The organism is Vibrio sp. 1CM23M (genome assembly GCF_023161755.1).
Taxonomy (GTDB): domain Bacteria; phylum Pseudomonadota; class Gammaproteobacteria; order Enterobacterales; family Vibrionaceae; genus Vibrio; species Vibrio coralliirubri.
On the sequence record NZ_JALNTR010000001.1, the window covers coordinates 644,115 to 669,634 of the forward strand.

General features: G+C 44.7%; 22 protein-coding genes. 8 read left to right on the plus strand and 14 right to left on the minus strand.

Annotated features, from left to right (window positions below):
* Positions 1-59 precede the first annotated feature (59 nt).
* The 3 genes from MSG35_RS02650 to MSG35_RS02660 are packed head-to-tail and all read right to left on the minus strand — an operon-like array spanning position 60 to position 3,352.
* The gene (locus tag MSG35_RS02650) at positions 60-1,199 is read right to left on the minus strand and encodes an ABC transporter substrate-binding protein (protein ID WP_248336189.1); all 1,140 of its coding nucleotides are present in this window, start codon (positions 1,197-1,199) and stop codon (positions 60-62) included.
* On the minus strand, positions 1,199-2,668 hold the full coding sequence (locus MSG35_RS02655) for a sensor histidine kinase (protein WP_248382716.1): 1,470 nt from the start codon (positions 2,666-2,668) through the stop codon (positions 1,199-1,201). The genes MSG35_RS02650 and MSG35_RS02655 overlap by 1 nt, the downstream gene beginning before the upstream one ends.
* 15 nt (positions 2,669-2,683) lie before the next feature.
* Positions 2,684-3,352 carry a response regulator transcription factor gene (locus tag MSG35_RS02660; RefSeq protein ID WP_016795398.1) on the minus strand — a complete coding sequence of 223 codons (669 nt, stop codon included), beginning with the start codon at positions 3,350-3,352 and terminating at the stop codon, positions 2,684-2,686.
* A 449-nt stretch (positions 3,353-3,801) separates the two neighbouring features.
* Between MSG35_RS02660 and MSG35_RS02665 the strand changes: the two genes are divergently transcribed.
* The 5 genes from MSG35_RS02665 to MSG35_RS02685 all read left to right on the plus strand — a co-directional run bounded on the left by MSG35_RS02665 (position 3,802) and on the right by MSG35_RS02685 (position 10,210).
* Positions 3,802-4,656 carry an MIP/aquaporin family protein gene (locus tag MSG35_RS02665; protein ID WP_019827050.1) on the plus strand — a complete coding sequence of 285 codons (855 nt, stop codon included), beginning with the start codon at positions 3,802-3,804 and terminating at the stop codon, positions 4,654-4,656.
* Positions 4,657-4,715: 59 nt separating this feature from the next.
* Positions 4,716-6,236, plus strand: coding sequence for a glycerol kinase GlpK (gene glpK / locus MSG35_RS02670; RefSeq protein ID WP_017064019.1), 1,521 nt, complete (start codon positions 4,716-4,718; stop codon positions 6,234-6,236).
* Positions 6,237-6,528: 292 nt separating this feature from the next.
* A complete protein-coding gene (locus tag MSG35_RS02675; RefSeq protein WP_050712352.1) occupies positions 6,529-7,314 on the plus strand; it encodes a DeoR/GlpR family transcriptional regulator in 786 nt (261 codons plus the stop codon).
* A gap of 270 nt (positions 7,315-7,584) precedes the next feature.
* Positions 7,585-9,144: a glycerol-3-phosphate dehydrogenase gene (glpD, locus tag MSG35_RS02680; RefSeq protein ID WP_029224413.1), complete on the plus strand. Its 1,560-nt coding sequence runs from the start codon at positions 7,585-7,587 to the stop codon at positions 9,142-9,144.
* A gap of 256 nt (positions 9,145-9,400) precedes the next feature.
* Complete coding sequence (locus tag MSG35_RS02685; RefSeq protein WP_248382717.1) at positions 9,401-10,210, plus strand: SDR family NAD(P)-dependent oxidoreductase; 810 nt, start codon at positions 9,401-9,403, stop codon at positions 10,208-10,210.
* A gap of 104 nt (positions 10,211-10,314) precedes the next feature.
* Here MSG35_RS02685 and MSG35_RS02690 read toward each other — a convergent pair whose 3' ends face one another.
* From MSG35_RS02690 to MSG35_RS24015, 4 genes are all read right to left on the minus strand, one after another.
* Positions 10,315-11,211 carry a LysR family transcriptional regulator gene (locus tag MSG35_RS02690; RefSeq protein WP_248382718.1) on the minus strand — a complete coding sequence of 299 codons (897 nt, stop codon included), beginning with the start codon at positions 11,209-11,211 and terminating at the stop codon, positions 10,315-10,317.
* Positions 11,212-11,403: 192 nt separating this feature from the next.
* Positions 11,404-11,640, minus strand: a complete 237-nt coding sequence (locus MSG35_RS02695; RefSeq protein ID WP_017067743.1) for a YdcH family protein — start codon at positions 11,638-11,640, stop codon at positions 11,404-11,406.
* A gap of 274 nt (positions 11,641-11,914) precedes the next feature.
* Positions 11,915-12,787: a radical SAM protein gene (locus MSG35_RS02700; RefSeq protein WP_248382719.1), complete on the minus strand. Its 873-nt coding sequence runs from the start codon at positions 12,785-12,787 to the stop codon at positions 11,915-11,917.
* A 199-nt stretch (positions 12,788-12,986) separates the two neighbouring features.
* On the minus strand, positions 12,987-13,109 hold the full coding sequence (locus MSG35_RS24015) for a hypothetical protein (RefSeq protein WP_258182976.1): 123 nt from the start codon (positions 13,107-13,109) through the stop codon (positions 12,987-12,989).
* Positions 13,110-13,388: 279 nt separating this feature from the next.
* Here MSG35_RS24015 and MSG35_RS02705 point away from each other — a divergent pair, with 279 nt between their 5' ends.
* Positions 13,389-14,429 carry a DUF1214 domain-containing protein gene (locus tag MSG35_RS02705; protein WP_248382720.1) on the plus strand — a complete coding sequence of 347 codons (1,041 nt, stop codon included), beginning with the start codon at positions 13,389-13,391 and terminating at the stop codon, positions 14,427-14,429.
* Positions 14,430-14,535: 106 nt separating this feature from the next.
* Here MSG35_RS02705 and MSG35_RS02710 read toward each other — a convergent pair whose 3' ends face one another.
* The 6 genes from MSG35_RS02710 to MSG35_RS02735 all read right to left on the minus strand — a co-directional run bounded on the left by MSG35_RS02710 (position 14,536) and on the right by MSG35_RS02735 (position 22,063).
* On the minus strand, positions 14,536-15,450 hold the full coding sequence (locus MSG35_RS02710) for a LysR family transcriptional regulator (RefSeq protein WP_248382721.1): 915 nt from the start codon (positions 15,448-15,450) through the stop codon (positions 14,536-14,538).
* 247 nt (positions 15,451-15,697) lie between these two features.
* Entirely contained in the window at positions 15,698-16,681 is a 984-nt protein-coding gene (locus MSG35_RS02715) for an HAD family hydrolase (protein WP_151416807.1), read from the minus strand.
* A gap of 177 nt (positions 16,682-16,858) precedes the next feature.
* The gene (locus MSG35_RS02720; protein WP_248382722.1) at positions 16,859-18,124 is read right to left on the minus strand and encodes a RidA family protein; all 1,266 of its coding nucleotides are present in this window, start codon (positions 18,122-18,124) and stop codon (positions 16,859-16,861) included.
* Positions 18,125-18,300: 176 nt separating this feature from the next.
* Entirely contained in the window at positions 18,301-19,347 is a 1,047-nt protein-coding gene (argF, locus tag MSG35_RS02725) for an ornithine carbamoyltransferase (RefSeq protein WP_017078525.1), read from the minus strand.
* Positions 19,348-19,518: 171 nt separating this feature from the next.
* Positions 19,519-20,610: an agmatine deiminase gene (gene aguA, locus MSG35_RS02730; RefSeq protein WP_061040106.1), complete on the minus strand. Its 1,092-nt coding sequence runs from the start codon at positions 20,608-20,610 to the stop codon at positions 19,519-19,521.
* Positions 20,611-20,626: 16 nt separating this feature from the next.
* A complete protein-coding gene (locus MSG35_RS02735; protein ID WP_050620376.1) occupies positions 20,627-22,063 on the minus strand; it encodes an APC family permease in 1,437 nt (478 codons plus the stop codon).
* 396 nt (positions 22,064-22,459) lie between these two features.
* Between MSG35_RS02735 and arcC the strand changes: the two genes are divergently transcribed.
* Together arcC and MSG35_RS02745 are read left to right on the plus strand one after the other, a co-directional pair.
* Positions 22,460-23,368, plus strand: a complete 909-nt coding sequence (gene arcC, locus MSG35_RS02740; RefSeq protein ID WP_050620375.1) for a carbamate kinase — start codon at positions 22,460-22,462, stop codon at positions 23,366-23,368.
* Between the two features lie 124 nt (positions 23,369-23,492).
* On the plus strand, positions 23,493-24,119 hold the full coding sequence (locus tag MSG35_RS02745) for a TetR/AcrR family transcriptional regulator (protein WP_050643423.1): 627 nt from the start codon (positions 23,493-23,495) through the stop codon (positions 24,117-24,119).
* 127 nt (positions 24,120-24,246) lie between these two features.
* On the opposite strand, the gene MSG35_RS02750 is transcribed toward MSG35_RS02745, so the two are convergent.
* Positions 24,247-25,491, minus strand: a complete 1,245-nt coding sequence (locus MSG35_RS02750) for an NADH:flavin oxidoreductase/NADH oxidase family protein (RefSeq protein ID WP_248382723.1) — start codon at positions 25,489-25,491, stop codon at positions 24,247-24,249.
* Positions 25,492-25,520: the final 29 nt, after the last annotated feature.

Below are 25,520 nucleotides of genomic sequence, written 5' to 3' on the forward strand. Positions count from 1 at the left end.
ACCTAACCTGACCTAAACTGAACTGAACTGAACTGAACTGAACTGAAATAAGAATAAGGCTAGTCGTAGCTTTTTAAGGCACTCTCCCATTCCGTAATCACTAACGATTTTTTGCTTTGATCTGAGAAGATCAACAAGCTGACATCTAATGGCAAAGGCTTAAGTTGGTTCGCAAACTGTTCACGTAAGACAACGGCGGATTTTGCACTTTTTATATCGGTGCGCACTGGAGGCATGTTGGTTTCTTCTGCCATTAGCTTCTGTCCTGAATAGGAAAACAGATAATCGATAAAGGCTTGAGCTTGTGCTGGCCGCGGAGTGGTTTTGTTGATAAATGCAGTTCGAATAACCACAGGGGTATAGTCATTCGCAGCCACAATCACCACATCTTTGTGCTTTGATTCCCATGAGTTCGCGTACGAGCCCATGATGTTGTAGGCAATCGAGATATCACCATTGGTCAACGCCTTGAGCATCGAGGCGGAGCTATCAAAGGTGCGCGCGTGATGAAGATTAAACAACTCTAAAAACTGCCCGTAGTTACTTGTTTGTGCTCGTTCAAAGGACCAAAGCAGATAACCGATACCCACATCACGAATATCAAACAGCCCTATCTTCCCCATCAGCTCATCACTATGTTGACGAATAAAACTCAACAACTCAACACGACTAAGCGGGACTTCTTTGCCTTCAAGAAAAGCTTGATTAAACACAATCACAGCAGGTTCATAGCTAAAACCAAACAACTCATTTCGCCATTGGCTCCAGTGCGGAACAATACCCGATTGAGAGCCATAGCCCGGCACATTGATTTGGTAAGGTAATGCGTAACCATCATTAACAAGTCGCAATTGTAAATCCATCACAGAACTGATGGTGATGTCAGGTTGATCCGGCTTTTGGTCTCGAATATGAGCATCTAATACATTGCTGCTCATCGCTTGATAGCGAACCGTAATATCTGGATTTCGACGTTGGAAGTCATCGAGCAGTGGCTTCATTTCTGACAAGTAGGCCGCACCATAGATCACCAGTGCATCTTCATTGTCATCACCTTGGTTGCTATTGTCTTGGTGAACAGAGTCTTGGCGACTAGCGCCTTGATTAGCTTGTGCGGTGGCATTCGTAACAAATAGAGCGCTTGCTAGCAGCACCGCCGAAGTTAGCCCTGTAATCCAAGCCCGTATTAGTTTGATCATTAAACCTCCCACCAATAGGTATGCGGGAACTGAACTTTCACCGTAAGACCGCGATTATCCGTTTCATTTGGGTTTGTATCTTCTAAGCTCAGAATTGCATTGGATTTTTGGGCAACATCTAACGCGATACTCATCCCTAGCCCTGTGCCTTGGCTAATCGCATTCGGGCTGCGATAAAACTTCTCGAACACATGAGGCTTATCTTGCTCATCAATGCCCGGCCCGAAATCGCGAATATACAGCACCGCTTTGCTGCCTTGCTGTACTAATTCAACCTCGATAGTGCTGCCTTTAGGGGAGTACTTGATGGCATTTTCAATGAGATTCGTCAGCATCTGAGTTAAGGCGAAACTGTCGCCTCGAATGTGAAATTTAAGTGATTCTATGTAGCTCAATTCGATGTCTTTATTGAGTGCATTCATCGCCAAGCCACGGCTGGTTTGTTTGACTAACTCATTAAAATCAATATCTGTAGGTTCGATACTTTGGTAACGATGGCGAATCGTCGCGTGGTTCAACAGCTGCTCCACCGTGCGCTCAAGCACCTCGCACGCACCGGTGACTTTATCCAAATAATCGAGCGTGTGACGATCACTCGCTTTACTTTTAGCCAGTTCGATTTGGGCTTTAATCCCTGCGATTGGTGTCTTTAACTGATGCGCAGCTTCGCCGGTAAAGTTCTTAAGGTTGGTTAAGTTCTTATCGAGCTGAGACATGAACACATTAATGGTGTCGACCAAGTGCTCAACCTCTTCAGGAGCATCGAGGTTAATTGGGGTCAGGTCGAGATTGGAACGCCTTTCCATCTTATTGTTGATCTCATTAACCGGCTTGAGCACCTTTACAATCAACACAAAAATCACCAACAACGCACTTAACATCACCGCAAGTAGTAGCTTGACTGCGTGGTCCGAGAGTTGCTTCTCCCATACTTGCCTCGCTTGTGTGGTTTGCCCCACAAGCACGTAGATATTCTGAGGCCCTTCGCGGGTATTCATGATGCGACTGACCAAAGACAAACGCACCCATTCATCTTTGAAGGTTAAGTAAAAATAAGCGGCCTCTGGTTCGAGTTTTATCTGGTATTGCTCAATTTGGTCACGCACCAGTTGGTCATCAAGCAATTCTTTATAACCCGTAATGTAACCAGACTCCGATGAACTCGGAGAACTAACAACCAGATAGAAAACCTTATCTCTTGGGGAATCTGCCAGTGATTTAAAGGCCGCTGTGGGAATGTCGACACTGAATGTTAAGCCATTAAAACGAACCTGCTCTATGATCTGCAGAGCCGCGTTATTCAACTGGCGATCATAAAACATCTGAGTGGTTTGATAGGCGTAGCGCTTTACCGCAACCAAAGTGAGCAAACTAATCAGGCACAACAGACAGGTCGCAGAGAACAATAATTGAAATCTCAGCGATTTTGTTCGAAAACGAAAGCGGACAGATTGGGTCAGTGCCGTCACCTAATACTCCTAAGCTCAGTCTTCGACTTTATTGAGCACGTAACCAAGGCCACGTAGGGTTTTGATCTCGACATTGCTATTGGCTAGCGCCTTCCTCAAGCGACCAACGTAGGTTTCAATCGCATTAGTATTGGGTGGGTTATCGAAGTTATATAAGTGATCGATGATCTCTTCTTTGCTCATCACACGGTTGAGATGGTTCAGGAAGATTTCTAATAAGCGATATTCACGCTGTTTAAGCTCAATGACCTCGCCCTTCACTTTCACAATGCACCCGGCACTGTCGAACTCAATGTCACCAAACGTCACTGTGTTCTGATCGCTGCCTTGACGACGTCGAACGATCGCGCGACAGCGAGCCTCTAACTCACCAAAATCAAAAGGCTTAGTGAGATAATCATCAGCGCCCAGATCCAAAAGTTGAATTCGGTCAAACACTTCACTGCGCGCGGTAAGAATGAGAACAGGGGTATCAGACGATTGGCGAATACGTTTGATGATCTGCTCACCCGATTTATTGGGCAGGTTTAGATCGAGGATCACTAAATCAAAATCGGTGTGGCTGATCATGGCGAACGCGACAGCCCCATCGTAGGCACAATCAACACCATGACCTAGGTCGATAAAGCGCTGTTCTATTGCTTCACTGATCAAGCGATCATCTTCAACTACCAATATTCGCATCTTATCCCCCGCATAAAGAAGACGATTGTTCTCAAGTATGATGGCAATTTCAATAACAAAAGTAACAATAATAAAACAAAGCACAGTACCACATCACATTTAGAACATTCTGTTCAGTACACAAGGTAAAGTGTGTTAAATATCATCAAGCTACGTCTAATAATCCACCACTCACGAAGTAGCATCACAAATCCAAACATAAACTCCTCGTACCAGTTGTGCATCCGTTTACATACAGGTAGTTTTAGCGACCTCGAAACACATCCATTCGAGCAATGACGTTCATGCGAGCATCTTTTCCGAGCAAAAGTGTTCGGATTAACATTTCAAGTGACTTTAATTAACAATTTTATGCTCAAACGCTCACTTTTGATGTTCGTTTATTTTCGAGTTCGCAAATATATGCACAATACACGTGCTAGATAAGCAAAACTAAAAAGGACTCGAACATGACAACAAACAAACACCCTTCTTTATTTGGGCAATGCTTGGCTGAATTTATCGGTACAGGATTACTCATATTCTTTGGCGTTGGCTGTGTGGCCGCTCTGGTATTAACCGGTGCGACATTCGGACAATGGGAAATCAGCATCATCTGGGGCTTCGGTGTTGCGATTGCAATTTACTGTACTGCCGGCGTTTCAGGCGCACACATCAACCCAGCCGTAACGATTGCACTGGCCATGTTCCATGGCTTCGATAAAGCGAAAGTGGTGCCTTACATCATTTCGCAACTGCTTGGCGCTTTCTGCTCTGCAGCATTGGTTTACAGCCTGTACAGCAACCTATTTACTGACTACGAAATCGCACATAACTTCGTTCGTAGCAGCCAAGACGCACTATCAACTGCTGGTATCTTCTCGACTTACCCACATGCTTCACTTTCTTTCTTCGGCGCTTTTGCTGTGGAATTCGTGATTACTGCAGTGTTGATGTTTGCCATTTTAGCGTTAGGTGATGAGAACAACGGCGCATCTCGCGGTGCAATGAACCCTCTACTGATCGGTATTCTTATCGCGGTTATCGGTGGTTCTTTAGGTCCACTGACAGGCTTTGCAATGAACCCTGCTCGTGACTTCGGACCAAAACTGTTCGCTTACTTTGCAGGTTGGGATTTCGCACTAAGCGGTGCTCGTGATATTCCTTACTTCATCGTTCCAATTCTTGCTCCAATTGCGGGTGCGTGTTTTGGTGGTTGGTTGTACCCACGTGTTATCGGTGCTTACCTACCAGTAGAAGGCCAAGGCTGCACAATTCCAAACCAATGTGAAACAGAACAAGAAGCTGAACAAGCTCAAGCTTAATTCCTAAGCGACCCTACATTTACTAAAATATAAATAACGAAAGAAAAAGGATTCTTACCATGACCGAGCAAAAATACATTGTTGCCCTAGACCAAGGCACCACAAGTTCTCGCGCTGTAATCCTCGATCACGATGCAAACATCGTTAGTTCTTCTCAACGAGAATTTACTCAGATTTATCCAAAAGCCGGTTGGGTTGAGCACGATCCAATGGAAATCTGGGCGACTCAAAGCTCTACATTGGTTGAAGCTCTTGCTAAAGCAGGCATCCGCAGCGATGAGCTAGCGGGCATTGGTATCACGAACCAACGTGAAACCACCATTGTTTGGAACAAAGAGACAGGCAAGCCTGTTTATAACGCAATCGTATGGCAGTGTCGCCGTACAGCAGACATCTGTGAAGACCTAAAAGCGCGTGGCCTAGAAGACTACGTACGTGACAATACTGGCTTAGTCCTTGACCCGTATTTCTCAGGTACCAAAGTAAAATGGATTCTAGACAACGTTGAAGGCGCTCGCGAAGACGCTGAAGCTGGCAAATTACTGTTCGGTACGGTTGATACGTGGTTGGTTTGGAAGATGACTCAAGGACGTGTTCACGTTACGGATTACACTAACGCGTCACGTACTATGTTGTTCAACATCAACGACCTATGCTGGGATCAAAAGCTACTTGATGAAATGGGTATCCCGTCATCAATGATGCCTGAAGTGAAGCGTTCTTCTGAGGTTTACGGTCAAACGAACCTTGGTGGTAAAGGCGGTACTCGTATTCCAATCGCGGGTATTGCGGGTGACCAACAAGCGGCACTTTACGGTCAAATGTGTGTAGAAGCAGGCCAAGCTAAGAACACTTATGGTACTGGTTGTTTCCTTCTAATGAACACAGGCCAAGAGAAAGTCACATCGAAAAACGGCCTACTAACAACACTGGCATGTGGTCCTAAAGGTGAGCCTGCATACGCACTTGAAGGTGCAGTATTCATGGGCGGCGCATCAATCCAATGGCTACGTGATGAAATGAAACTACTGGCTGGCGCAGAAGACTCTGAGTACTTCGCAACCAAAGTAGATTCTTCAAACGGCGTATACGTGGTTCCTGCATTCACTGGCCTAGGCGCACCATACTGGGATGCTTACGCTCGCGGTACAATTGTTGGCCTGACTCGCGGTGTTAACTCGAACCACATCATCCGTGCAACCTTGGAAGGCATTGCTTACCAAACGCGTGACGTACTAGACGCGATGCAAGCTGATTCAGGCATCAAGCTAGCGAACCTACGTGTTGATGGCGGCGCAGTAGCGAACAACTTCCTAATGCAATTCCAATCAGACGTGCTTGATACCGAAGTTCACCGCCCTGAAGTAACGGAAGTAACGGCTCTTGGTGCCGCTTACCTTGCTGGCCTAGCGGTTGGTTTCTGGGACAGCATTGACGAGCTTCAAGACAAAGCCGTTCTTAACCGCACCTTCATGCCACACCACGACGAAGAGAAACGTAACCGCCGTTACAAAGGCTGGAAGCGTGCAATCAAGTGTGCACAGGTTTGGTCTGAACTGCACGATGACGACGAAGAGTAATACTGAGTATTCAGCTCATCGTTAATCATTAACCGTTGATCTAGGAACTCGAGCAATCTCATCGATTAGATTGCTCGAACCTCAGCAAACGAAACTAAAAAGAGCACTCTTTTGTGCTCTTTTTTGCGTTTCAGGCTCAAATTCCACGTTTTGCGCAGCGTTTTTGCGGTTTAGACATGATTCCTTACCATCATTACTTCTCTCTTTTCATCAATTCGAGCACAATAGCGTGATTTTATATTTTCGATTTTGACGCGCTAGAGCCCTTTGCGCGCAGGGAGTGGTAAGTTAAGTGAAGCAGATACCAAGACACCAGCAGATTGTAGATCTGGTAAAAACACAAGGATATGTGAGCACCGAAGAGCTCGTTGAAAAGTTCGATGTCAGCCCACAAACCATCAGACGAGACCTCAATGAACTTGCCGATAGCAACAAAATTCGTCGCTATCATGGCGGCGCAACCATTCCTTTAAGCTCGGAAAACACCTCTTATAACACGCGTAAAGCGCTTAACTTCAACGAAAAAGACGTGATCGCCGACGAACTGGTTAAACACATCCCAGATGGTGCAACCCTGTTCGTTGATATCGGCACCACGCCAGAATCGGTGGCACGCGCGCTCAATAAAAATCACAAACAGCTAAGAGTCGTCACCAACAACATTAACGTTGCCAGCATCCTTCTTCCGAACCCAGAGATAAAGGTTATCTTAGCGGGCGGCGAAGTGAGAAACCGCGACGGCGGCATCGTGGGTGAAGCAACGCTCGATTTCGTTAAACAATTCCGCCTTGATTTCGGCATCTTAGGCATCAGTGGCATCGACTTTGATGGCTCACTGCTCGATTTTGATTACCACGAAGTTCGTGTAAAACAAGCCATCATCGAAAACAGTCGCAGCATCTTCTTAGCCGTCGACCACACTAAGTTTGGTCGTAACGCGATGGTTAAGCTCGGCAATATCTCTCAAGCCCACATGGTGTTTACTAATAAGCAGCCACCAGAAGAGATTCTCAACATCCTTAAAGATTCCGCAATACCGCTAGAAGTGATCGATACCGCTCGTCCTATTAGCGAATAAATCAAAACAAGAGCTCAGTGACGCCACTTTCTTAAATGAATCACAATTCTTTATAGAAAAGTTAATAAAGTAAAACTTGCTCGCTGTCACTGTCGCTTCTATGCTCGAATTAGACTTATTTGAACCTCTGCCTTCATAAGCAGAGGTTTTTTTATGCCCAAATCACATAAAACGCGCATAAACGAAAATAATAAATGACCGCAAACGAAAGTTCATATAGGATTCAATTATGTTCTAAAATGCTCGTTCGCTCAGAAAGAGGTCAAAACCATGAGTGCTCAACAAAATAATTCAAACAACAGTACATCTTCCACTTTAGACTTGATCGTGATTGGCGGCGGCATCAACGGTGCAGGCATCGCGGCAGACGCATCAGGTCGTGGTCTAAACGTTGGCTTATACGAAGCAAATGATTTCGCATCTGCAACGTCTTCTGCCAGCTCAAAGCTTATCCACGGTGGCCTACGCTACCTTGAACATTACGAATTTCGTTTGGTTTCGGAAGCACTCGCTGAACGTGAAGTCTTGTTAAGAAAAGCGCCTCATGTTGCTCAGCCAATGCGTTTCCGTTTACCTCATCGACCATTTTTACGCCCAGCTTGGATGATTCGCTGTGGCCTATTCCTTTACGATAACTTGGGTAAGCGCACCACTCTTCCAGGAAGTAAGACAGTCAACCTAGCGAAATCAGGCCTACTGAAACCAGAAATGAAGACAGGCTTCGAATACTCAGATTGCTGGGTTGATGATGCGCGTATGGTATTGCTTAACGTGTTGGCAGCAAAAGAGAACAACGCAGAAGTACGTAACTACTGCCGTGTTGAAAAAGCGCACCGTGAAGGTGGTATTTGGCATGTGACGATCCTTGATGTGATGACAAACCAGCGTTTTGAACGTAAAGCGAAAGCACTAGTTAACGCAGCAGGCCCTTGGGTTAAGCAATTCTTTGATGATGGATTAGAGCAGGCTTCACCTCGTAATATTCGTCTTATCAAAGGCTCACACATTGTTGTGCCACGCATTCACGACGAACCACAAGCGTATATTCTGCAAAACAAAGACAATCGTATTGTGTTCATGATCCCTTATCTAGATAAGTTCTCGATCATCGGCACTACCGACCTTGAATACAAAGGCGACCCTCGTAACGTCGCAATTGATGATGTTGAAGTGGATTACTTGATTGATATCGTTAACCAGCACTTTGTTAAACAGCTTGGTCGTGAAGATGTGGTTTGGACATACAGTGGCGTAAGACCGCTTTGTGACGACGAATCGGATTCACCACAAGCGATCACTCGTGACTACACGTTGGAATTGGACGCAGAGCTTGATCAAGCACCACTGCTTTCGATCTTCGGTGGCAAGTTGACCACTTATCGTAAGCTCGGCGAAGCGGCACTTAAGAAGCTTGAGCCACACCTAACCAACATGGGTGCGCCATGGACAGCGAACGACACGCTTCCAGGTGGTAACTTTAGTTGCAGCCGAGAGCAGCTTGCGAAGATGATCCACACTAAATACCCTTGGGCATCTGAAGCGCTATTGCTTCGCTACGTAACTCAATTTGGTACTTACACGTGGAAGCTATTGGAAGGCGCAAACAGCGAAGCAGACCTTGGCATTCAATTCTCAAGCGAGGCGCATGGCGTTTATCAAGTTGAAATCGATTACTTGATCAATGAAGAGATGGCAATGACTGACGAAGACATCTTGTGGCGCAGAACCAAACTTGGCCTGTACATGAGCGAATCCGAGCAGCAAGCGGTGACGGATTACCTGAAAGAGAAGCTACAAAGCAAGGTTGTAAGCTTTTCTCAAGTAGGCTAACCCCACCAGCTTAAACATGGTTCAAGAACATACTTAACAACGAAGCTTAGCGTCCCCCGCGCTAAGCTTTTTTATTGTCTGCTATTCCGTTCGGCCTGAGACTTTGTTCACACCTCTATTTTCAACAAAAACTAAATAGTGTTTTATTAATCCGGTTGATTATCAACTTCACAAAAGGTTGCTATTCTTTATCTCAACGAAACAACACATTTAAAAAACGCTCACCATGTCAGCGCTTTAATAAGGAATCTATTCCATGCAAAAAGTTATTCTGATCACAGGCTCTACCGATGGTATCGGCTTCGAAACGGCAAAAGTACTTGTTCAACAAGGTCACCACGTTTTATTGCATGGACGTAACCCAAGCAAACTCAAAGACGTAGAGCAGCAACTTGTGGCTATCTCTGCTGAAGCGCAAATTCAAAGTTACGTGGCAGATTTGTCTGTTCTGGCTGATGTGGATGCATTGGCTGACGAAATAATTGCTGGTCACGATAAGATTGATGTACTGATTAACAACGCAGGTGTGTTCAACACTCCGAACCCAATCACTAAAGACGGTTTAGATGTTCGTTTTGTTGTGAATACCATTTCACCATACCACCTGACTAAACGTCTGCTACCTGTACTCGATGCATCTAGCCGAGTGGTGAACCTGTCTTCAGCGGCGCAAGCAGCAGTGAACATCGAAGCGCTAGAAGGCAAGAAGCCAATGTCTGATGGTGACGCTTACGCACAAAGCAAGCTTGCAATCACTATGTGGACTCGTGAAATGGCAAAAGAGTTAGGCTCTACAGGGCCAATGGTGGTTGCGGTCAACCCAGCTTCGTTACTAGGCAGCAAGATGGTGAAAGACGCTTACGGCATTGCAGGCGGCGACCTAAGCATAGGTTCTGATATTCTGGTTCGCGCATCATTGTCTGACGAGTTCGCACAAGCGGGCGGTCAATACTTTGATAACGACAACAACACGTTTGCGAACCCGCACCCAGATGCAATTTACGGCGATAAGTCGCAGCAAGTTGTCGCTAAAATTGAAGATATCATCAAAGCAACGCTTTCTTAATCGCGATGACTCATGCTGAGTTGATTTGCAAATCTCAATAAAAAGCCCTGTGTTTCTAATGTATTAAGTTAGAAACACAGGGCTTTTTCGTACAACGTTTGTCTCTACGTTTGTTCCCAATACGGCGGATTACCATAATATTCAGAGAAGTAGTCAATGAAGGCTCTCACCTTTGGCGCAAGTAACCTTGTGCTTGGGTACACAGCCCAAATCGCAGGTTCTGAGGTTAATGGGTAATCTTCTAATATTTGAATCAGTTGACCGCTTTTCAGTTGCTCATACGCACACCAATTCGACGTCACCGTGATACCTATTCCACCAGAAGCTGCGTCACGCAGTGCTTCTCCGTTATCTGCCCTGAACGATCCCGATGCCTTAATCGTCTTAGGCCCGCTTTCGGTATTGAAGGTCCAGTTTTCTAAACCAATTAGGCTAATACACTGATGATCGTTAAGATCTTGAGGTGTGGCTGGCTTACCGTATTTGATTAAGTAATCAGGCGATGCACACACAATGCGTTTGTCTGTCGCCAATTTTCGGGCAATCAGTGTCGAGTCTTTCAGCTCTGAGATACGAATTGCGATATCAAAGCCACCCTCAACAACATCTACCATTGAATCTGATAGTCTGAGATCGACTTTTAACCCAGGGTAGCGTTCTAAGAATCCAGGTAAAGCAGGCACAAGATGCAAACGCCCAAAAGACGCAGATGCGGTAACTCGCAGCGTTCCGGTTGGAGAATCACAACCCACACCGACCGCCGATTTGGCTGCATCGACGCTCGATAGCACTTCTTCAGCATGAGGTAAGAATGCTTCCCCCTCTTCGGTTAAAGAGACCTTACGAGTGGTTCTGTGAACCAAGCGAACGCCTAAATTGTCTTCCAGCTTACTGATGTGTGAGCTTGCAACAGCAGGTGATAAACCAAGCTCTTGCCCAGCCATGCTGATGTTATGTGTGGAAGCTAAACGAACAAACAATTTGAGGTGTTCAATATTCATGAGATTACCAATAAAATCTTAAAAATCGTGTACGAGTAACCCTCATTATGCGTCATTCACATAACAATACAACGTATTAACTCAGTTGAATTGTGAAGAGGTTATTGAGCCAAAACGAAAAAAACTCCCGAAGGAGTTTTTTGTCTAAGTCTGCAATTCGCCATTTAGCTAATCAGCAAAATTACCCGCTCACTAGCCAGTTAAACGTGCATGCAGTGCATCTTTCAGTACAGAACGATCATGTTTCAGTTGGTGCATCGAGCCGTCATCAATGGGTGAATCTTTCAGCTCAAGCTTACGAATCTCTTTATCAAGGTTGTCGTACGTCTTCATGTCTGCTGCAAAGCCATCGTCAGTTTTAACAAGCTCAGCAATTTTATCTTTCATTTCAGGAAATTCGTGAACAAGAGAATGATTTTCACCTAGCATAGAAACCTCTTAAGTTGAGTAAAGTGATTGGGTTAGTCTTAAACACATTCATTATTAACCTTAGCAAGTGGTTCAAATAACAAATGAGATCCAGTACACAGCATAGAATATAGACAATTCAGATTCACAAATTTACAACATCCACCAAGAAAATGGCTTTGCTGATTTTGAATTGTCTCAGTAACGGAAGTAGGTTTATGGCGATTATCCCGCCTCAAAAACAATACTTCTTTCGATTTTTACTTAGCCTGCAAATATCGTTTTTAAGTAAACGCTACCAAGCAAACGTCTGGATAACACTATCTTTAGCCATTGGGTTTGATGCTATCGCACGGTTCACCTTAGCCAAAAATTGCTCTCTTGAATCAAGTAGGAAACCTTTCTGATTCACGATGTTATTGCCATGGTCACCCCAATAGAAAGTGTCGATGTTTAGGTTCTCAAGCAGATACTTTTCTTCTTCTAGGATCTGAAGTTGCGTCGGCATAACGAACTTACCGTCTTTTACTTCCTGTTCCATCACGGTCCCTGGCTGAATCGCTAACGCCATTGGTGCTATCTGCTCAGGCTTCATGATATTCAGTAATCTTGTGGTCTCGACAATATGTTCACGTGAGCGATCGCGCCCACCAAGACCGAAGATAAACGAAAGTAAGGTTTCAATGCCGGCTTCTTTGGCTAATGCCATGCCTTCGATCGCTTGTTCTGGTGTCATGCGCTTTTTGATGTTGTCGAGTACAACCGTATCGCCCGACTCCAACCCCGCATAAGCCATAGTTAGACCAGCACTTTTAAGCTCTTTAAGTTCGCTCCGGCTTTTACGACGGAAATCGCTCAATCCACTGTAAAGCGAAACTTTTCTGCTTTCAGGAAAGGTATGACGAAGCTTATCCAAAATCTTAAGAAGGTAGTCCGTACGAGCGGCCATCACGTTACCATCGATAAGGAAAATCGATTCAACATAAGGGTAAATCAAACGCGCTTCTTCGATATCTTTAAACACATCCTCAATATCACGAACCTTGAATCGTTTATCGCTGAACATATTACAGAACGTGCACGTGTTGATGCTGCAACCTAAAGTGGTTTGAATCAGAATGCTCTTCGCCTCTGTCCATGGACGATATACTTTTCCCTCGTAATTCATATCGGTTTCTCCGGTCTATAAGCACGAGTGCGTGCTTGAATAAAACAGAGTTTATCAACACCAGTATTCATTGATAATTCGCAATATAGTCGAATCAGTTTTTAGATTTTGTATAAAATAAAAGCCTTGTGACAACACAAGGCTTTATAGGGGGCACTCTTTGTTAGAGCAGCTGAAAAGGTGTTTCCACAAAAAGAGATTAGCTGCTGCACCCCTGAGTATGCACTCGATTCATGTCGTCACCGACTTGTGCTTCTTGAGAGCCCGTCGATTGGCATCCTGCCACGAACAATAGCGTTACAGATAAGATAAGCCATTTCATAATTAATCCTCTTTTAGTCATGACTAAAGCATTGTGCTTAAAAGCGCGGATACCTCAGTCATTAACTAAAGCCTTACCTGCCGATAAAGCCTTAGTTAATGAACAAAGCATCGCTTCATTAACTAACGACCTGTCTTCGTGCAAAAAACTTTCACCAAACGAACAAAAAACAGTCACAACTCTCTCTAAGCTTCACAAAAACCAGCGCACCAATTCCTTTTAGTTATTATCTAAATAACATCAATTCATTTTTAGAATCACCACCAGAGCGATACATTAGTGTCATCTCCTAATGACGACCTCAAGGTAAACGATATGAAAAAGACCATTTTAGCAACACTGATTACCATCACATCAATGCAAACAATGGCAGCAGTTGAAGTAACCGACGAAAACTTCGCTCGTGCAGAAAGCGACCTTTACTTCACTCAACAGTTAGAGCATCAACCGGTTAATGTTTTTGAGCATAATCGCGAGAACGTAACGGTAGAGAACCAAATGATTATCCGCTCTAACACCGACCTGCTCTATTCAACCGCGGTTGTCGATGTCTCAGAAGGCGCAACATTCAAACTGGCGAAAGGCGATGCGTACCAGATCATGCATATCTTCAATAACAATCATGACAACCACATGGCCATTTATGGTGGCGAAGAAATTTACATCGACTCAGAAATCGCAGGTTCAGACTACATCTACATACTGATGCGAACTGCAACAAGTGCCGGCGCAGATGAAGCGCATCGACTGCAAGATGCGGCGGTCATTAATGCGAAATCAGCTAAGCCTTTTGAACCTGCTTCTGATTGGGATGATGCTTCTCGAGATAACGTCCGAGCGAAATGGGAGAAGCTAGTTAATGACATCAAGACAGAAGAAGCCTTCACACCAAACATCACAGCAACATCAGATAACAAGCAGTTTATGATTGGTACTGCGGTAGGTTGGGCTGGTATGCCGGCAGAGCATGCTGTGTATACATCACGAGCGGGCACGGGTAAAACAGAATGTGCAAACATCACGTTTGAAGCACCCTCATTACGTTATGACGAAGGCGGTTATTGGTCAATTACGGCCTATTCAAGCCAAGGTTGGTTAATGACGAACAACAACAGCGCTGATTCAACGACATCAACACCCAATAAAGACGGTTCTTACACGATTCACTTTGCGCCAAAAGGGCAAACCTGTGACGCTGCAAATAACGTAATTGAAGTAAACGATGATGGCTGGAACTTCGCAGTTCGTGCATACCGTCCTAGCGATGAAGCGTTAGCATCAGGTGAGATGCACAACTTCCCACAGGTCACGGCTAAGTAGCGGGGAATAACGACTGAGTTGCGAGTGATTAGTGTTAATTAACTGGCAATAACAGCTGCTAACAATCACAGCTACTAACAATAATCTAGCCTCTCATTTGAGAGGCTTATTGCTTTTCTTTTATGATGGCTTGGGAGGTAGTGACAATTTTGCGCTTAAGCCATTGATTCATCGGGTGCATTCTCTTGTTATGAGATTCCACCAACACGATCTTTTTGAGCTCTTCCGGTGCATAATCAGGAAAAGAGAGATAATCGAACTCTTCATGAAGATAAAGAGCGAGCTGCTTGGAACACGGTAGAATCATGTCACTTTGTTTAATGACCTCTAATAGCGTGTGCAAATACGAGCTTCTTGCTTTCACTTTAAGCTGCTCTGTCGACAAATGCTTAGCGATATAAGGCTGAATATCATTCCACCCCGGTATCACCAAACTCGCGTATTCCGCTTCATCTATCTCTTGCTGTGAAATCACTTTGCCAGCTAATGGATGGCCGGTTTTAACCAACCCGACAAAGTCATCCTCACCGATAATCTGATGGGTAAACTGCTTATTCGTGTCGATTGGAGAAAAGTTGATAGCTGCTTGTATCTCGCCATCCAACAATTTTTTCAGCGTTTGAGAGCCCCAATTAACAATATTGACTTGAGCATTCGGCGCTTCTTGAATGAGACCAAGGCATAAACGCGCCCCAAGCCAGTTCGAGATAAAACCGTTAATCGCAATCGTGATGTTGCCTTGATACTCGGCAGGGTCAAAGCTTGGAGTTTCAAGAATCACGTCGTCCAAGCTTTCCATGATCATTGGCAGCCGTTCACCAAGCTCTAACGCACGTGGAGTTGGCTTCAAACCTGAATGGACACGAGTAAACAATTCGTCATCAAAGTATTCTCTCAATCGCCCTAGTGCTTTACTCACTGCGGGCTGACTCAGCGCCAATTTATTGCCAGCAATGCGAGTATTTTGAGTTTCTAGCAAAACCAGAAAAACGCGGATTAAATTGAGATCCAATTGTTTCATAGTTACCTGTCATTAAAGTTTGGTCAGGGAGATATTTAGCCGTCTGGCGATAAAAGCTAACTTAGCGAATATCTCTCTCATTATGGCTCATTTGACGATTGATTCGCTTAACGATCTTTAACTCTTTTCTAAGTATGTGACTCATACAAACTCGCTTACCCTCTGCTCCTTCGAAAATACTTGTTGTAAAAAAGGCTCGAATCAACAATCCGAGCCTTTGTTGTTTTTACCGAGTGTAAACTAGACGTTAATACACCTCACACCAATCGGATTTCATGTCGATTAGTGTCCAATCCTCTCTGGAATTTGCCTCATCTAGTGCTTTATCAAGCTTGCCAACATGGGACTTACGATCGTACTGCCACTCGCGCTCAGCATCAGTGTGATGAACAATCATCGCCATTGAGTTGGGTTGGCTCGTTGCCCATTGCATCATGGCTTGATCACCGTCTGAGTTACCGACCGCTAGAATAGGTTTTTTGCCGATAATATGCTGAATGTTAGTGACCTTTCCGGCTTTGTCATCGATGGTCAAAATGGACGAATCCTTGGTAACCGTCGGCTTACCATCGTTATAGCTGTAGTTATATTTAAGCGCACTACCAATGATCTGCTCTGGCGGGATGTTATAAGCTTCTGGAGCCCACGCTCGCATAAAGTCAACGCCTCCGCCCGACACAATGTAAGTTTTAAAGTCATGCTCTTGCAGGTAAGTCAGCATCTCTTTCATTGGCTGATAAGTAAGGTCTGTGTAGGCTTTATTGAAGCGTTTATCTTTTGCTACCGCCAACCATTGCTCAACGTCTTGCTGGTATTGCTCTACTGTCATACCAGAATGTGTCGCCATGATGATTTTCAATAACCCTTCTTCGCCACTGCCCAGAACACTTTCAATATCATCTTCAAGTACATACTTAAACGGTGCTTCTGTTTTCCATTCAGGGTGTTCAGGCGCCATCTCTTTTACACGGTCTAGTGCAAAGGCTAGTTGGAAGTAGTAAGGTTTTTCTGACCAAAGCGTACCGTCATTATCGAACACGGCGATGCGATCGGCTACCGCAACGAACGTATCGGATTCAGCTTTGGTGGCTTGGCCCACAAAGTCGACGATGGCGGATTTACTGTCACTGTCCTTCCAAGATGGCAGCAAGTTAGGATCACAATCTTTAGCAAAAGATGAGAAAGACATACTGGATAAGATCGCGACGGATAAAAGGGTTATCTTCTTCATAGCACTACCATGTTGTTGAATTAATTACCGGGTTTAATGTAATTCATCCTAGTTGGTCTACTCTGATTTTCCACTTATGGACACTATAACCAATACTCATGTTGGTATTGGGACAAACGTAAAACGAGGGCTAACCTCACGGCCAACCCTCGTTGTTTAAAAAGCTAAATAGAAAGCTTAAAGGCTAGGTGGAGTACCCTCACCATTGGAAGCAATCGCATCAATTTGCACTAAAGCACCCATAGGAATATCAGACACACCGATAACCGTGCGCGCAGGTAATGGACCTTCAAAGTAATGCGCGCACACGTCATTGAGCACATCTAGATCTGTCATGTCTCTTAATTGGATCTTCAACTTCACGACGTCATCCATGACATGGCCAACGCTCTCAATCACTTCTTTAATGTTATTCAGGCACTGCATCGCCTGCTCTTTTGCGCCATTCGCAACAATCGCTCCAACTCTTGGGTCTAGCGGTAATTGAGCGGAGATATTGTTGTAGTGTGAAAAGGCCACAGTTTGCGTTGAAAGCGAGCTTATTGGGGCAGCTTTGGTATTGTTCGCATTAATTACAATCCCATGTCGGTCTTCAACCGCTTGCGGCGGAGTGCCATCGCCGTGTGACACGGTCGCATCCATCTGTACTAACGCTCCCATTGCAAGGCCTTCAACCACCGTCACCGAGCGTGCTGGCATGTAGCCGACAGCTCTTGCAATCGCGGAATCCGGGAAAAAGGTGGTATACACTTCATTGACTGCTGCAAGGTCATCAAGGCTTCTCACATGAATATTCACCTTCACAATGTCATCAAGAGGAACATCAACACTTTCCAGTATCGATTTTATGTTTTTGAGGCATTGAATCGCGTGCTCTTTTGCTCCACCAGCGACGATGCTACCCGACTGAGGATCAATCGGTAACTGTGCTGAAATGTGATTATAGTGAGAGAAAGCCACCGTCTGAGTTGATAAAGAACTGACTGGTGCGTGTTGGGTATTTCTCGCGATTTTAACTAACTCACAAGCCGCTTGTGGGTAAGTGCCTTCACCATTCGAGATCACAGCGTCCATTTGTAAGCGAGATCCTTCAAACGGTAAATCAGCGACAGCGAGTGTCGTGCACGTTGGTACGTAGTGTTGGAAAAACGATGCATAAACTTCATTCACAGTGTCGAGATCGGCAATGTTTTTCAAATATATATTTACTCTCACAACATCGTGCATGCGGTGTCCAATGCTCTCCACAATTGCTTGAATGTTTAACAAACACTGCTTGGTTTGATCTTCTAAAGAGCCTGAGATCAAGCCGCCCGTTTTTGGATCAATCGGTAATTGAGCTGAGAGGTTATTGTAGTGTGAGAATGCCACCGATTGTGTTGAGAAAGGGCTCAATGGTGCATCTTCAGTGTTTCTTGAAACTTTAATAATATCGGCACTCATGTCGATACATCTCCTATTCGAGTATTGATGTCAGGTAGAGCCAATTAGCTGCATGTTTACCGACATTTCAAAATAAAAGGCACAAAAATAGCCGAACCAATAAATCATGATAAATACTGGTTCAGCTTAATTCAGAGCGACACAGTGGAGGTTCTTACGCCCCCACAAATAAACCTCTACAGAGTGCTTAGGAAGCTACTGATTTTTTCTTCATGATGCTTAACGGTTTCTTGTGTTGGGATAACCGCATCTTTATGTGTGAAGTACACCAAAATAGCCATCTGAGCTGTTAGTCGGTTTTCGGCTTCATCGAACGCCACTGAGTATTCACTTTCTAGTGCGCCACGAGTCACTTCTTCTTTGTCATTAGCAGGTAGGCAGTGCAGCAACATTGCGCCTGGGCGAGCCTTCGCCATTAGCTCTTCTGTGATAACGTAGTTAGGCATGAATGCTGCAAGGCGCTCTTCCTTCTCATCCATTTGCGTCACCCAGTAGAAGCTATCGCCGTACACCACATCACAGTCGCTGATGCGTTCTACATCATCAGTAATTTCAATCTTGCCACCAGACTCTTCACAAAAGTTCAGTGCCATATCAATCCACTCTTGCTCCATGTGGTATTTCTTAGGACCAATTTGCTTAAAGCCCATACCGTACTTAGCACAAGTCAGCATCAAAGAACGGCACACATCTGTCGCGTCACCCATGAATGCTAAGGTTAGGTCTGATAGCTTACGTCCATCTGTAATGTGCTCTCTGATCGTGTAGAGATCCGCAAGCATTTGAGTTGGGTGGAAACGCGTATCAAGGCCGTTAATCACTGGCACTGTCGACATTTCAAGTAGGCCATCTAGTGTTTCAGGACTATTGGTACGAGCCATGATGATGTCGCACATACGTGATAACACTCGAGAAGTATCATCAATCGACTCTTTACCACCTAAGTGAATGTCTTTTGGTGATAGGAATAGCGCATGCCCCCCCAGTAATGTTGCTGCCACCTCGAAAGAAACACGTGTACGAGTAGAACCCGCTTCGAAGATCATCCCAACTGACTTGCCTTTGAACAGTGGTGGAATAGCGTTGTCTTTGCGCGCCTGCTTCAGGTGAGTCATCAGCTCCATCATGTTGTCCATCTCTTCGACAGAGAAATCTTTCATGGAAACCATGTGCTCTAGGTTTGCTTTGTTTAGTTCAGTTGCGCTAGAAGAAGGTAATTTCATAATAAGTTCCTATTTTTCATGATTTTGTGTGCGGTTCTTTTAAGTTCACTTTCATGGCAATTTGATTTTGAATACCTGCCATCACTTTCAAGAACCGCTACGTTTGGGATTAAATTTTGGTATTAACGACTGTTCTCAGTCTTTAGTTGTTATTAGGTTTTATCGTTGTAACTAAACTCTTGGCACTTGTTGGGTGATGCAGTGGATATTGCCGCCACCTAACAAAATTTCTCGAGCCGGAACGCCGTTCACTTCGTAGCCTGGATAAATGCCTTCCAAGATCCCGATAACATCGTTGTCGTAGCGCTTGTCCAAAAGCGGCAACACAATTTGGTTATTGGTAATCAGATAATTGGCATACGATGCCGCTAAACGCTCGCCCGCTTCTCGCTCCATTCCGTCTGCGATATCGATACCTGCCGCTTCTTCCTCGGTCATGAATAGAGGGCCTGGCATTGGCAGCTTATGTACTTTTATCTGACGGCCTTTGGCATCGGTCTGGCTGGTGATGTAGTCATAGGCTTCTTTGCTGATCTCATATTGAGGATCATTCTTGTCATCGCACCACGTTAAAACGACTTCACCCGGCTTCACGACGTGAAGGATGTTATCGACGTGACCATTAGTTTCATCGTTGTATAAACCACGAGGTAGCCAAATTACCTTCTCAACGCTGAGGTGTTCGCAAAGTACTTCCGTCAGCTCTTCTTTGCTCATATCTGGGTTTCGGCTTTCGTGTAACAAGCACTCTTCTGTTGTGTAGAGCGTGCCTTCGCCATCAACGTGAATAGAGCCGCCTTCTAGTACGATTGGAGCGCGGTATCGAGAGTCACGAATGGTTTCACACATCTTTTGAGCGACTTGGTTGTCGCGGTTCCACGGTGAATACAATCCATCCACAAACCCGCCCCATGCATTGAATTCCCAATCCACTCCTCGGCGTTCACCGCTGTCATCAACAACATAAGTCGCACCGATGTCGCGCATCCAAGAGTCATCAGTCGAGATTTCCAATACTCGAATATCCTCTGGTAAACGAGATACTGCGTTATCGTATTGGTCTGAACTCGCGAGCATGGTGACTGGTGTCGTATGGCTGATCTTGGTAGCAACGTCTGCAAACACCGCTTGTGCTGGTTTTGCACCATTGCGCCAGTTGTCAGTACGCTCTGGCCAAGCCATCCAAATTTCGCTGTGTGGCTCGTGTTCTCCTGGCATTCTGAAGCCATCATGTTTTGGAGTAGTCTCAATCAGTTTTTTCATCGTTATGTCCCCTAAATTATGCTTGAGCTTCTTTTTTATCTTGCGTGTCGGCTGTGTCGTTATCGTCCGAGCCTTGCTGCTTCTTACGCTTTAGAGCGCCTAGTAGAATCCACTCACCAGCGAGGATGGTGGCAATCACGCCAATCAAAACAGGTCCTGTGTATCCCCAATCAGCAACGGTGAGATCAAGAGCCTCGGGGAAGATAAATAAAATCACGGCTTGAAGGATGACGAAGAAACAAACAATGGACATCACCCACTGTGCCGCCATGCCACCAGGTACTTTGAATGGGCGTTCACGTTTACCATCAACCACTCGAAGCTTTAGGTATGCAGGGAACATGAACAGATAAGGCAGTAAGAAAATGCAGCTAGAGAAGGCAAATATCGACCAGAACAGATCATCATTACCTTGGGCAAACAGCGCGTAAGACAGGATGACGACCGTTGATACAGTGCCTGTGATATTGTTTGCACCAACTGGAGAACCTTTCTCTGATACTTTCGCGACAGGCGCTGGAAGTTCACCTTCTTGAGCGGCTTCAGCTGCAGCTCGGCTCGCACCCATTGTCCAGCTCACCATGTTGCCGATAAGCGTTAGCAGAGCGAAAGTACCGAAGATGTACACCATGGCTGTACCAAACACGCCAGCACCGAAGAGTGTTTTGAATGTGTCGATAAGACCAGACACTAAGCCAATGCTTTCTACAGGAAGCGCCATCAAGATGCCTACCGTACCGAAGATGTATAAGAAAGCGGTGATACCGATAGAAAGGAAGACGGCCTTAGGCATGTCGCGAACATCTTTCATTTCTTTAGTCATGGTCGCAACCAGTTCAAAACCCATTAGGTTGAACACAATCGCTGGTAAGAAAGAGACCGCAGAATCCAATGAAGGCATCATAGCTGGCAACGTAAATTCGTTGGCAACGCCGTTTTTCATTGCATAGATGAAGCCACCCACACCCAATGTACTGATCACAACAATTTTTAATATTGCACCAATATTCGTGACCCAAACACCGATGTCGGCAGACACATTACAGATCCAAACCGTTAACCACGTCAGTAATATACAGATGGCGATTTGTCCCCATAAAGACAGACCTGGCATAAAGAGTTCGGCAAACATCCCTGCAAACATGATGTATACCGCAGGCATCCATAAACCAACGTTAATCCAGTAAAACCACGTTGTTCTCACTGCCCATTTAAAATTGAAAGCTTGTTTTACCCAATCGTATATCCCACCTTCACCTGGGTAGGTGGTACTCAATTCCGAAGTAATTAAGCCATATGGAATGACAAAGAAGACCAGCATTAACACCCACCAACCAATGGCACTGACACCAATACTGGCTGACGCGGTTAATGTGTCGACCACCAAAACTGCACATAGTGTAAAGAGTGCAATTCCCGTAACCCCCATTTTTCCTTGCGTTTCGTTACTCATCTCTTAGCTCCTTAATCTCTAATTCGGGATTAATTAAACGGCAAAACGATGAAGTGAACTGGGATGAAAATTGAATATCGGTTTTACACAAACGAGTTCGGAGCAAAAACAAAATAAACCCAACAAATATTAGATTTATAATGCTAAAAGTCGGAATACTTGATTTTGGTCAATAACCATTCGATTAATAAATACATTTTCTATTTCAAAACCAAGATCACATATCTAGTTAATCTAGAGATAATTAAGGCTTTCTGTGACATATAGGCGACTAAAAACATCAAATATTAAGCACAAATCGAATTGTGATTTTTATCCCCACGACTCCGACAATATTTAAATACAATTCAAACCAACTTATTTGCCAAGAGCAAAATATTATTTGGAGAATTAAACATGTCGAAGCCTATTATTGTTGTTGCTGTCGGTGGGAACGCTTTACTACAACGTGGTGAAGTGATGAGTTGTGAAAACCAAAAAAAGAGCATCGCGCAAACCGCCAGCTCTTTGGCTGAACTCAGTAAAGACTACCGTTTAGTTGTTGTGCACGGAAATGGCCCTCAAGTAGGGCTACTGTCATTACAGAACAATGCTTACAAAGATTGTCCTCCTTACCCATTTGATGTCCTTGGAGCTGAGACTCAGGGAATGATTGGATACCTTATTCAACAAGGGTTGAACGCTGCGATTCAAGACCGCTTTACTACGACAATTCTGACTCGCATTGTGATTGACGAGAACGACCCTGCGATCGCCGACCCAACCAAGTTTATTGGCCCTGTCTATACAGAAGAACAAGCTAAACAACTCGCAGAAGCCAACCAATGGATTGTGAAACCTGACGGCGCACACTGGCGTCGTGTGGTTCCATCTCCTTCGCCAAAAGAAGTGCTAGAGATAAAAGCCATCAAAGACTTGCTAGAGAAAGAGCACCTAATTATTTGTGGCGGTGGCGGTGGCGCTCCAGTCGTCGAAAAAGATGGCGCTTATGTGGGTTTTGAAGCGGTAATCGACAAAGACATGACAGCGGCTCTTATCGCAGAAGAAATCGGCGCAGAACATTTACTGATCCTCACTGACGGCTCTCATGTTTGTTTAGATTGGGGAACTCCAAAGGAAGAGAAGCTTGAGAACGTGTCAGTTGAACAAATGAAAAAGTACACTTTCCCAGCAGGTTCTATGGGGCCGAAGGTAGACGCATGCTGTCTTTTTGTTGAAAAGACAAAACAACACGGACACATTGGTGATCTATCGAGCGCACTAGAGATCATAGAAGGTAAAACGGGGACACATATTAACGCCTAACATTGGGTTATAATGTTTTATATAAATAAAGGGTAATAAAGTCTAAGTTTTGATATTTCAGTTGGAACTTTGCTTGAAAACCCTTTATGTTTTTTGTGTTCCAAATAACAATGAGGATCATTAGATGCGCAAAGTAACCACCGAAGAAAAGTTAATTCGAATTCATGATGCTGTTGTGCAACTAATGGAACGCCGCGAAGCGACTGATATTTCAATGTATGATGTTGCTAAAGAGTGTGGAATGGCAACATCCACGGTTTATCATCACTACCCAAATATAGAGAACTTATTCCATAACTTGCTAGATGATGTATTTATTGATTTCGACTCTCTGCTAGGTAAATGTATAGATGCCGAGCATGTTAATCATTGGACTGACATCAACCGCATGATTGAAACAGCGTATGTTAATTATTACAACGATCACCCTATTGCCAAAAAACTTATATTAGGTCGTCATACGTTCACGGAGTTAGGTCATGCAGACACCGAGAATGACTTAATTCTTGGTAAAGAAGTAGAAACGATTTATCGACAGTTTTTTGATGTCCCACAGTTACCGCAATCCATCAATGTCTTCGCTATCTCACTGCAAGTCGCAGATAAAATATACTCGTTATCTTATCGCCAACATGGCTGCATCACACCAGAACTTGCCAATGAAGCTATCCGACTGACTGAGTCTTACCTTCAACTGTATATTCCGCATATCTGTCAAAGAACAGAACCCAACATGCTGCATACGCATTAAGAGAAACGGTAATCCCGATAACGTCTTGCCTTTCTATTTTCGCTCGATGACCAAACTAAACTCGCTGACCTAACAAAAAAGCAGAACTTCAATTCCTCAAAGTTCTGCTTTATCAATCCATTACTGCTTACGCTCTGCGCTTTTTGAAGGCGTGCCAGCCGGCGCTGAGAATGGTTTTTAACACCACACCTAATGCGCTTAATTTGGGGTCGGCATTCTTGCCAGAGGCGATGCGCCACATCTGATGTTCATACCAAACTAGCCCGACCATCGCCATCTTGTCTAAAGCGGGTTTTCCTGTGGTTGGCACCGTTAGTGGCATGCCGTGACTAGGGTTTTCAATTAACTTGTTAGGGAAATCAGGATCAACCGCCATTGTGCGTGCAATACCAATAAAATCGGTCGCCGAGGTGTTTAATGCTTCATTCATTGCCTGCGCGGTTCGAAAACCACCCGTGACCACCAGCGGCGTGTTGACGAGTTTTCTCGCCTTCACCATGTAATCCATAAAATACGCTTCACGCTTTACCGTGCTGGCCTTGATTGGTTCAGCTTTGCTTTTCGAACCCATCATTGATGGACTTTCATAGGTGCCGCCTGATATCTCAATCAGGTCGATACCGTTATCACTCAGTGTTTGCACAACCTGCATCGACTCTTCTTCAGTGAAGCCACCTTTCATGAAGTCAGCACTGTTGAGCTTAATTCCGACAGGGAAATCGTCATCGACCTCTTTTCGAATCGCGCGATAAACCTCAAGCACGAAACGAAGTCTGTTTTCGAGTGAGCCACCCCATTTGTCTTGGCGTTGATTGTGTCTCGAAGACAAAAACTGACTGACAAGATAACCATGAGCACCGTGAATCTGGACACCAGTAAAACCCGCTTGTTTTGCAAGCTTTGCACTCAACGCGAATTTATCAATAATTGCGATTATTTCCGTCTCAGTCAGAGCTCGTGGCGTATTGAAACCTTTTTCTAATCCACGCTCTAAAGAGATAGCTGAAGGGGCAACCGGGCTATCACATAAGAACTTAGGGATTTGCTTACCTGGGTGATTCAGTTGCATCCATATCTGCGAACCATTCTGTGTTCCGGCTCTCGCCCACTCACGAAATACGGTTAACTCACTGTGCTCATCCAACACAACGTTTTTAGGTTCACCAAGCGCCCCCCTATCGACCATCACGTTACCCGTCATGGATAAGCCAATTCCTCCTTGAGCCCAACGCTGATAGAGCGTAACTAAACCTTGCTTAGGGTTATGGTGTTTATCACCTAGCTGTTCACTCATTGCCGATTTGAACAGGCGATTTTTGATCACTTGGCCATTAGGAAGAGAAAAAGGGTCGTTGAGGCAGATTGGATTCATGCGCGTGGTTACTTTCTTTGGTTTATATA

What these genes read in the sequence shown, in the direction of transcription:
- aguA (WP_061040106.1), bottom strand. Translation starts at nt 20,610, where the DNA reads ATGAAAAAACTGATTGAGACTACTCCAAAACATGATGGCTTCAGAATG.
- glpD (WP_029224413.1), top strand. Translation starts at nt 7,585, where the DNA reads ATGAGTGCTCAACAAAATAATTCAAACAACAGTACATCTTCCACTTTA.
- MSG35_RS02695 (WP_017067743.1), bottom strand. Translation starts at nt 11,640, where the DNA reads ATGCTAGGTGAAAATCATTCTCTTGTTCACGAATTTCCTGAAATGAAA.
- MSG35_RS02710 (WP_248382721.1), bottom strand. Translation starts at nt 15,450, where the DNA reads ATGAAACAATTGGATCTCAATTTAATCCGCGTTTTTCTGGTTTTGCTA.
- MSG35_RS02660 (WP_016795398.1), bottom strand. Translation starts at nt 3,352, where the DNA reads ATGCGAATATTGGTAGTTGAAGATGATCGCTTGATCAGTGAAGCAATA.
- MSG35_RS02685 (WP_248382717.1), top strand. Translation starts at nt 9,401, where the DNA reads ATGCAAAAAGTTATTCTGATCACAGGCTCTACCGATGGTATCGGCTTC.
- MSG35_RS02745 (WP_050643423.1), top strand. Translation starts at nt 23,493, where the DNA reads ATGCGCAAAGTAACCACCGAAGAAAAGTTAATTCGAATTCATGATGCT.
- arcC (WP_050620375.1), top strand. Translation starts at nt 22,460, where the DNA reads ATGTCGAAGCCTATTATTGTTGTTGCTGTCGGTGGGAACGCTTTACTA.
- MSG35_RS02715 (WP_151416807.1), bottom strand. Translation starts at nt 16,681, where the DNA reads ATGAAGAAGATAACCCTTTTATCCGTCGCGATCTTATCCAGTATGTCT.
- MSG35_RS24015 (WP_258182976.1), bottom strand. Translation starts at nt 13,109, where the DNA reads ATGAAATGGCTTATCTTATCTGTAACGCTATTGTTCGTGGCAGGATGC.
- MSG35_RS02735 (WP_050620376.1), bottom strand. Translation starts at nt 22,063, where the DNA reads ATGAGTAACGAAACGCAAGGAAAAATGGGGGTTACGGGAATTGCACTC.
- MSG35_RS02700 (WP_248382719.1), bottom strand. Translation starts at nt 12,787, where the DNA reads ATGAATTACGAGGGAAAAGTATATCGTCCATGGACAGAGGCGAAGAGC.
- glpK (WP_017064019.1), top strand. Translation starts at nt 4,716, where the DNA reads ATGACCGAGCAAAAATACATTGTTGCCCTAGACCAAGGCACCACAAGT.
- MSG35_RS02650 (WP_248336189.1), bottom strand. Translation starts at nt 1,199, where the DNA reads ATGATCAAACTAATACGGGCTTGGATTACAGGGCTAACTTCGGCGGTG.
- argF (WP_017078525.1), bottom strand. Translation starts at nt 19,347, where the DNA reads ATGAAATTACCTTCTTCTAGCGCAACTGAACTAAACAAAGCAAACCTA.
- MSG35_RS02720 (WP_248382722.1), bottom strand. Translation starts at nt 18,124, where the DNA reads ATGAGTGCCGATATTATTAAAGTTTCAAGAAACACTGAAGATGCACCA.
- MSG35_RS02690 (WP_248382718.1), bottom strand. Translation starts at nt 11,211, where the DNA reads ATGAATATTGAACACCTCAAATTGTTTGTTCGTTTAGCTTCCACACAT.
- MSG35_RS02665 (WP_019827050.1), top strand. Translation starts at nt 3,802, where the DNA reads ATGACAACAAACAAACACCCTTCTTTATTTGGGCAATGCTTGGCTGAA.
- MSG35_RS02750 (WP_248382723.1), bottom strand. Translation starts at nt 25,491, where the DNA reads ATGAATCCAATCTGCCTCAACGACCCTTTTTCTCTTCCTAATGGCCAA.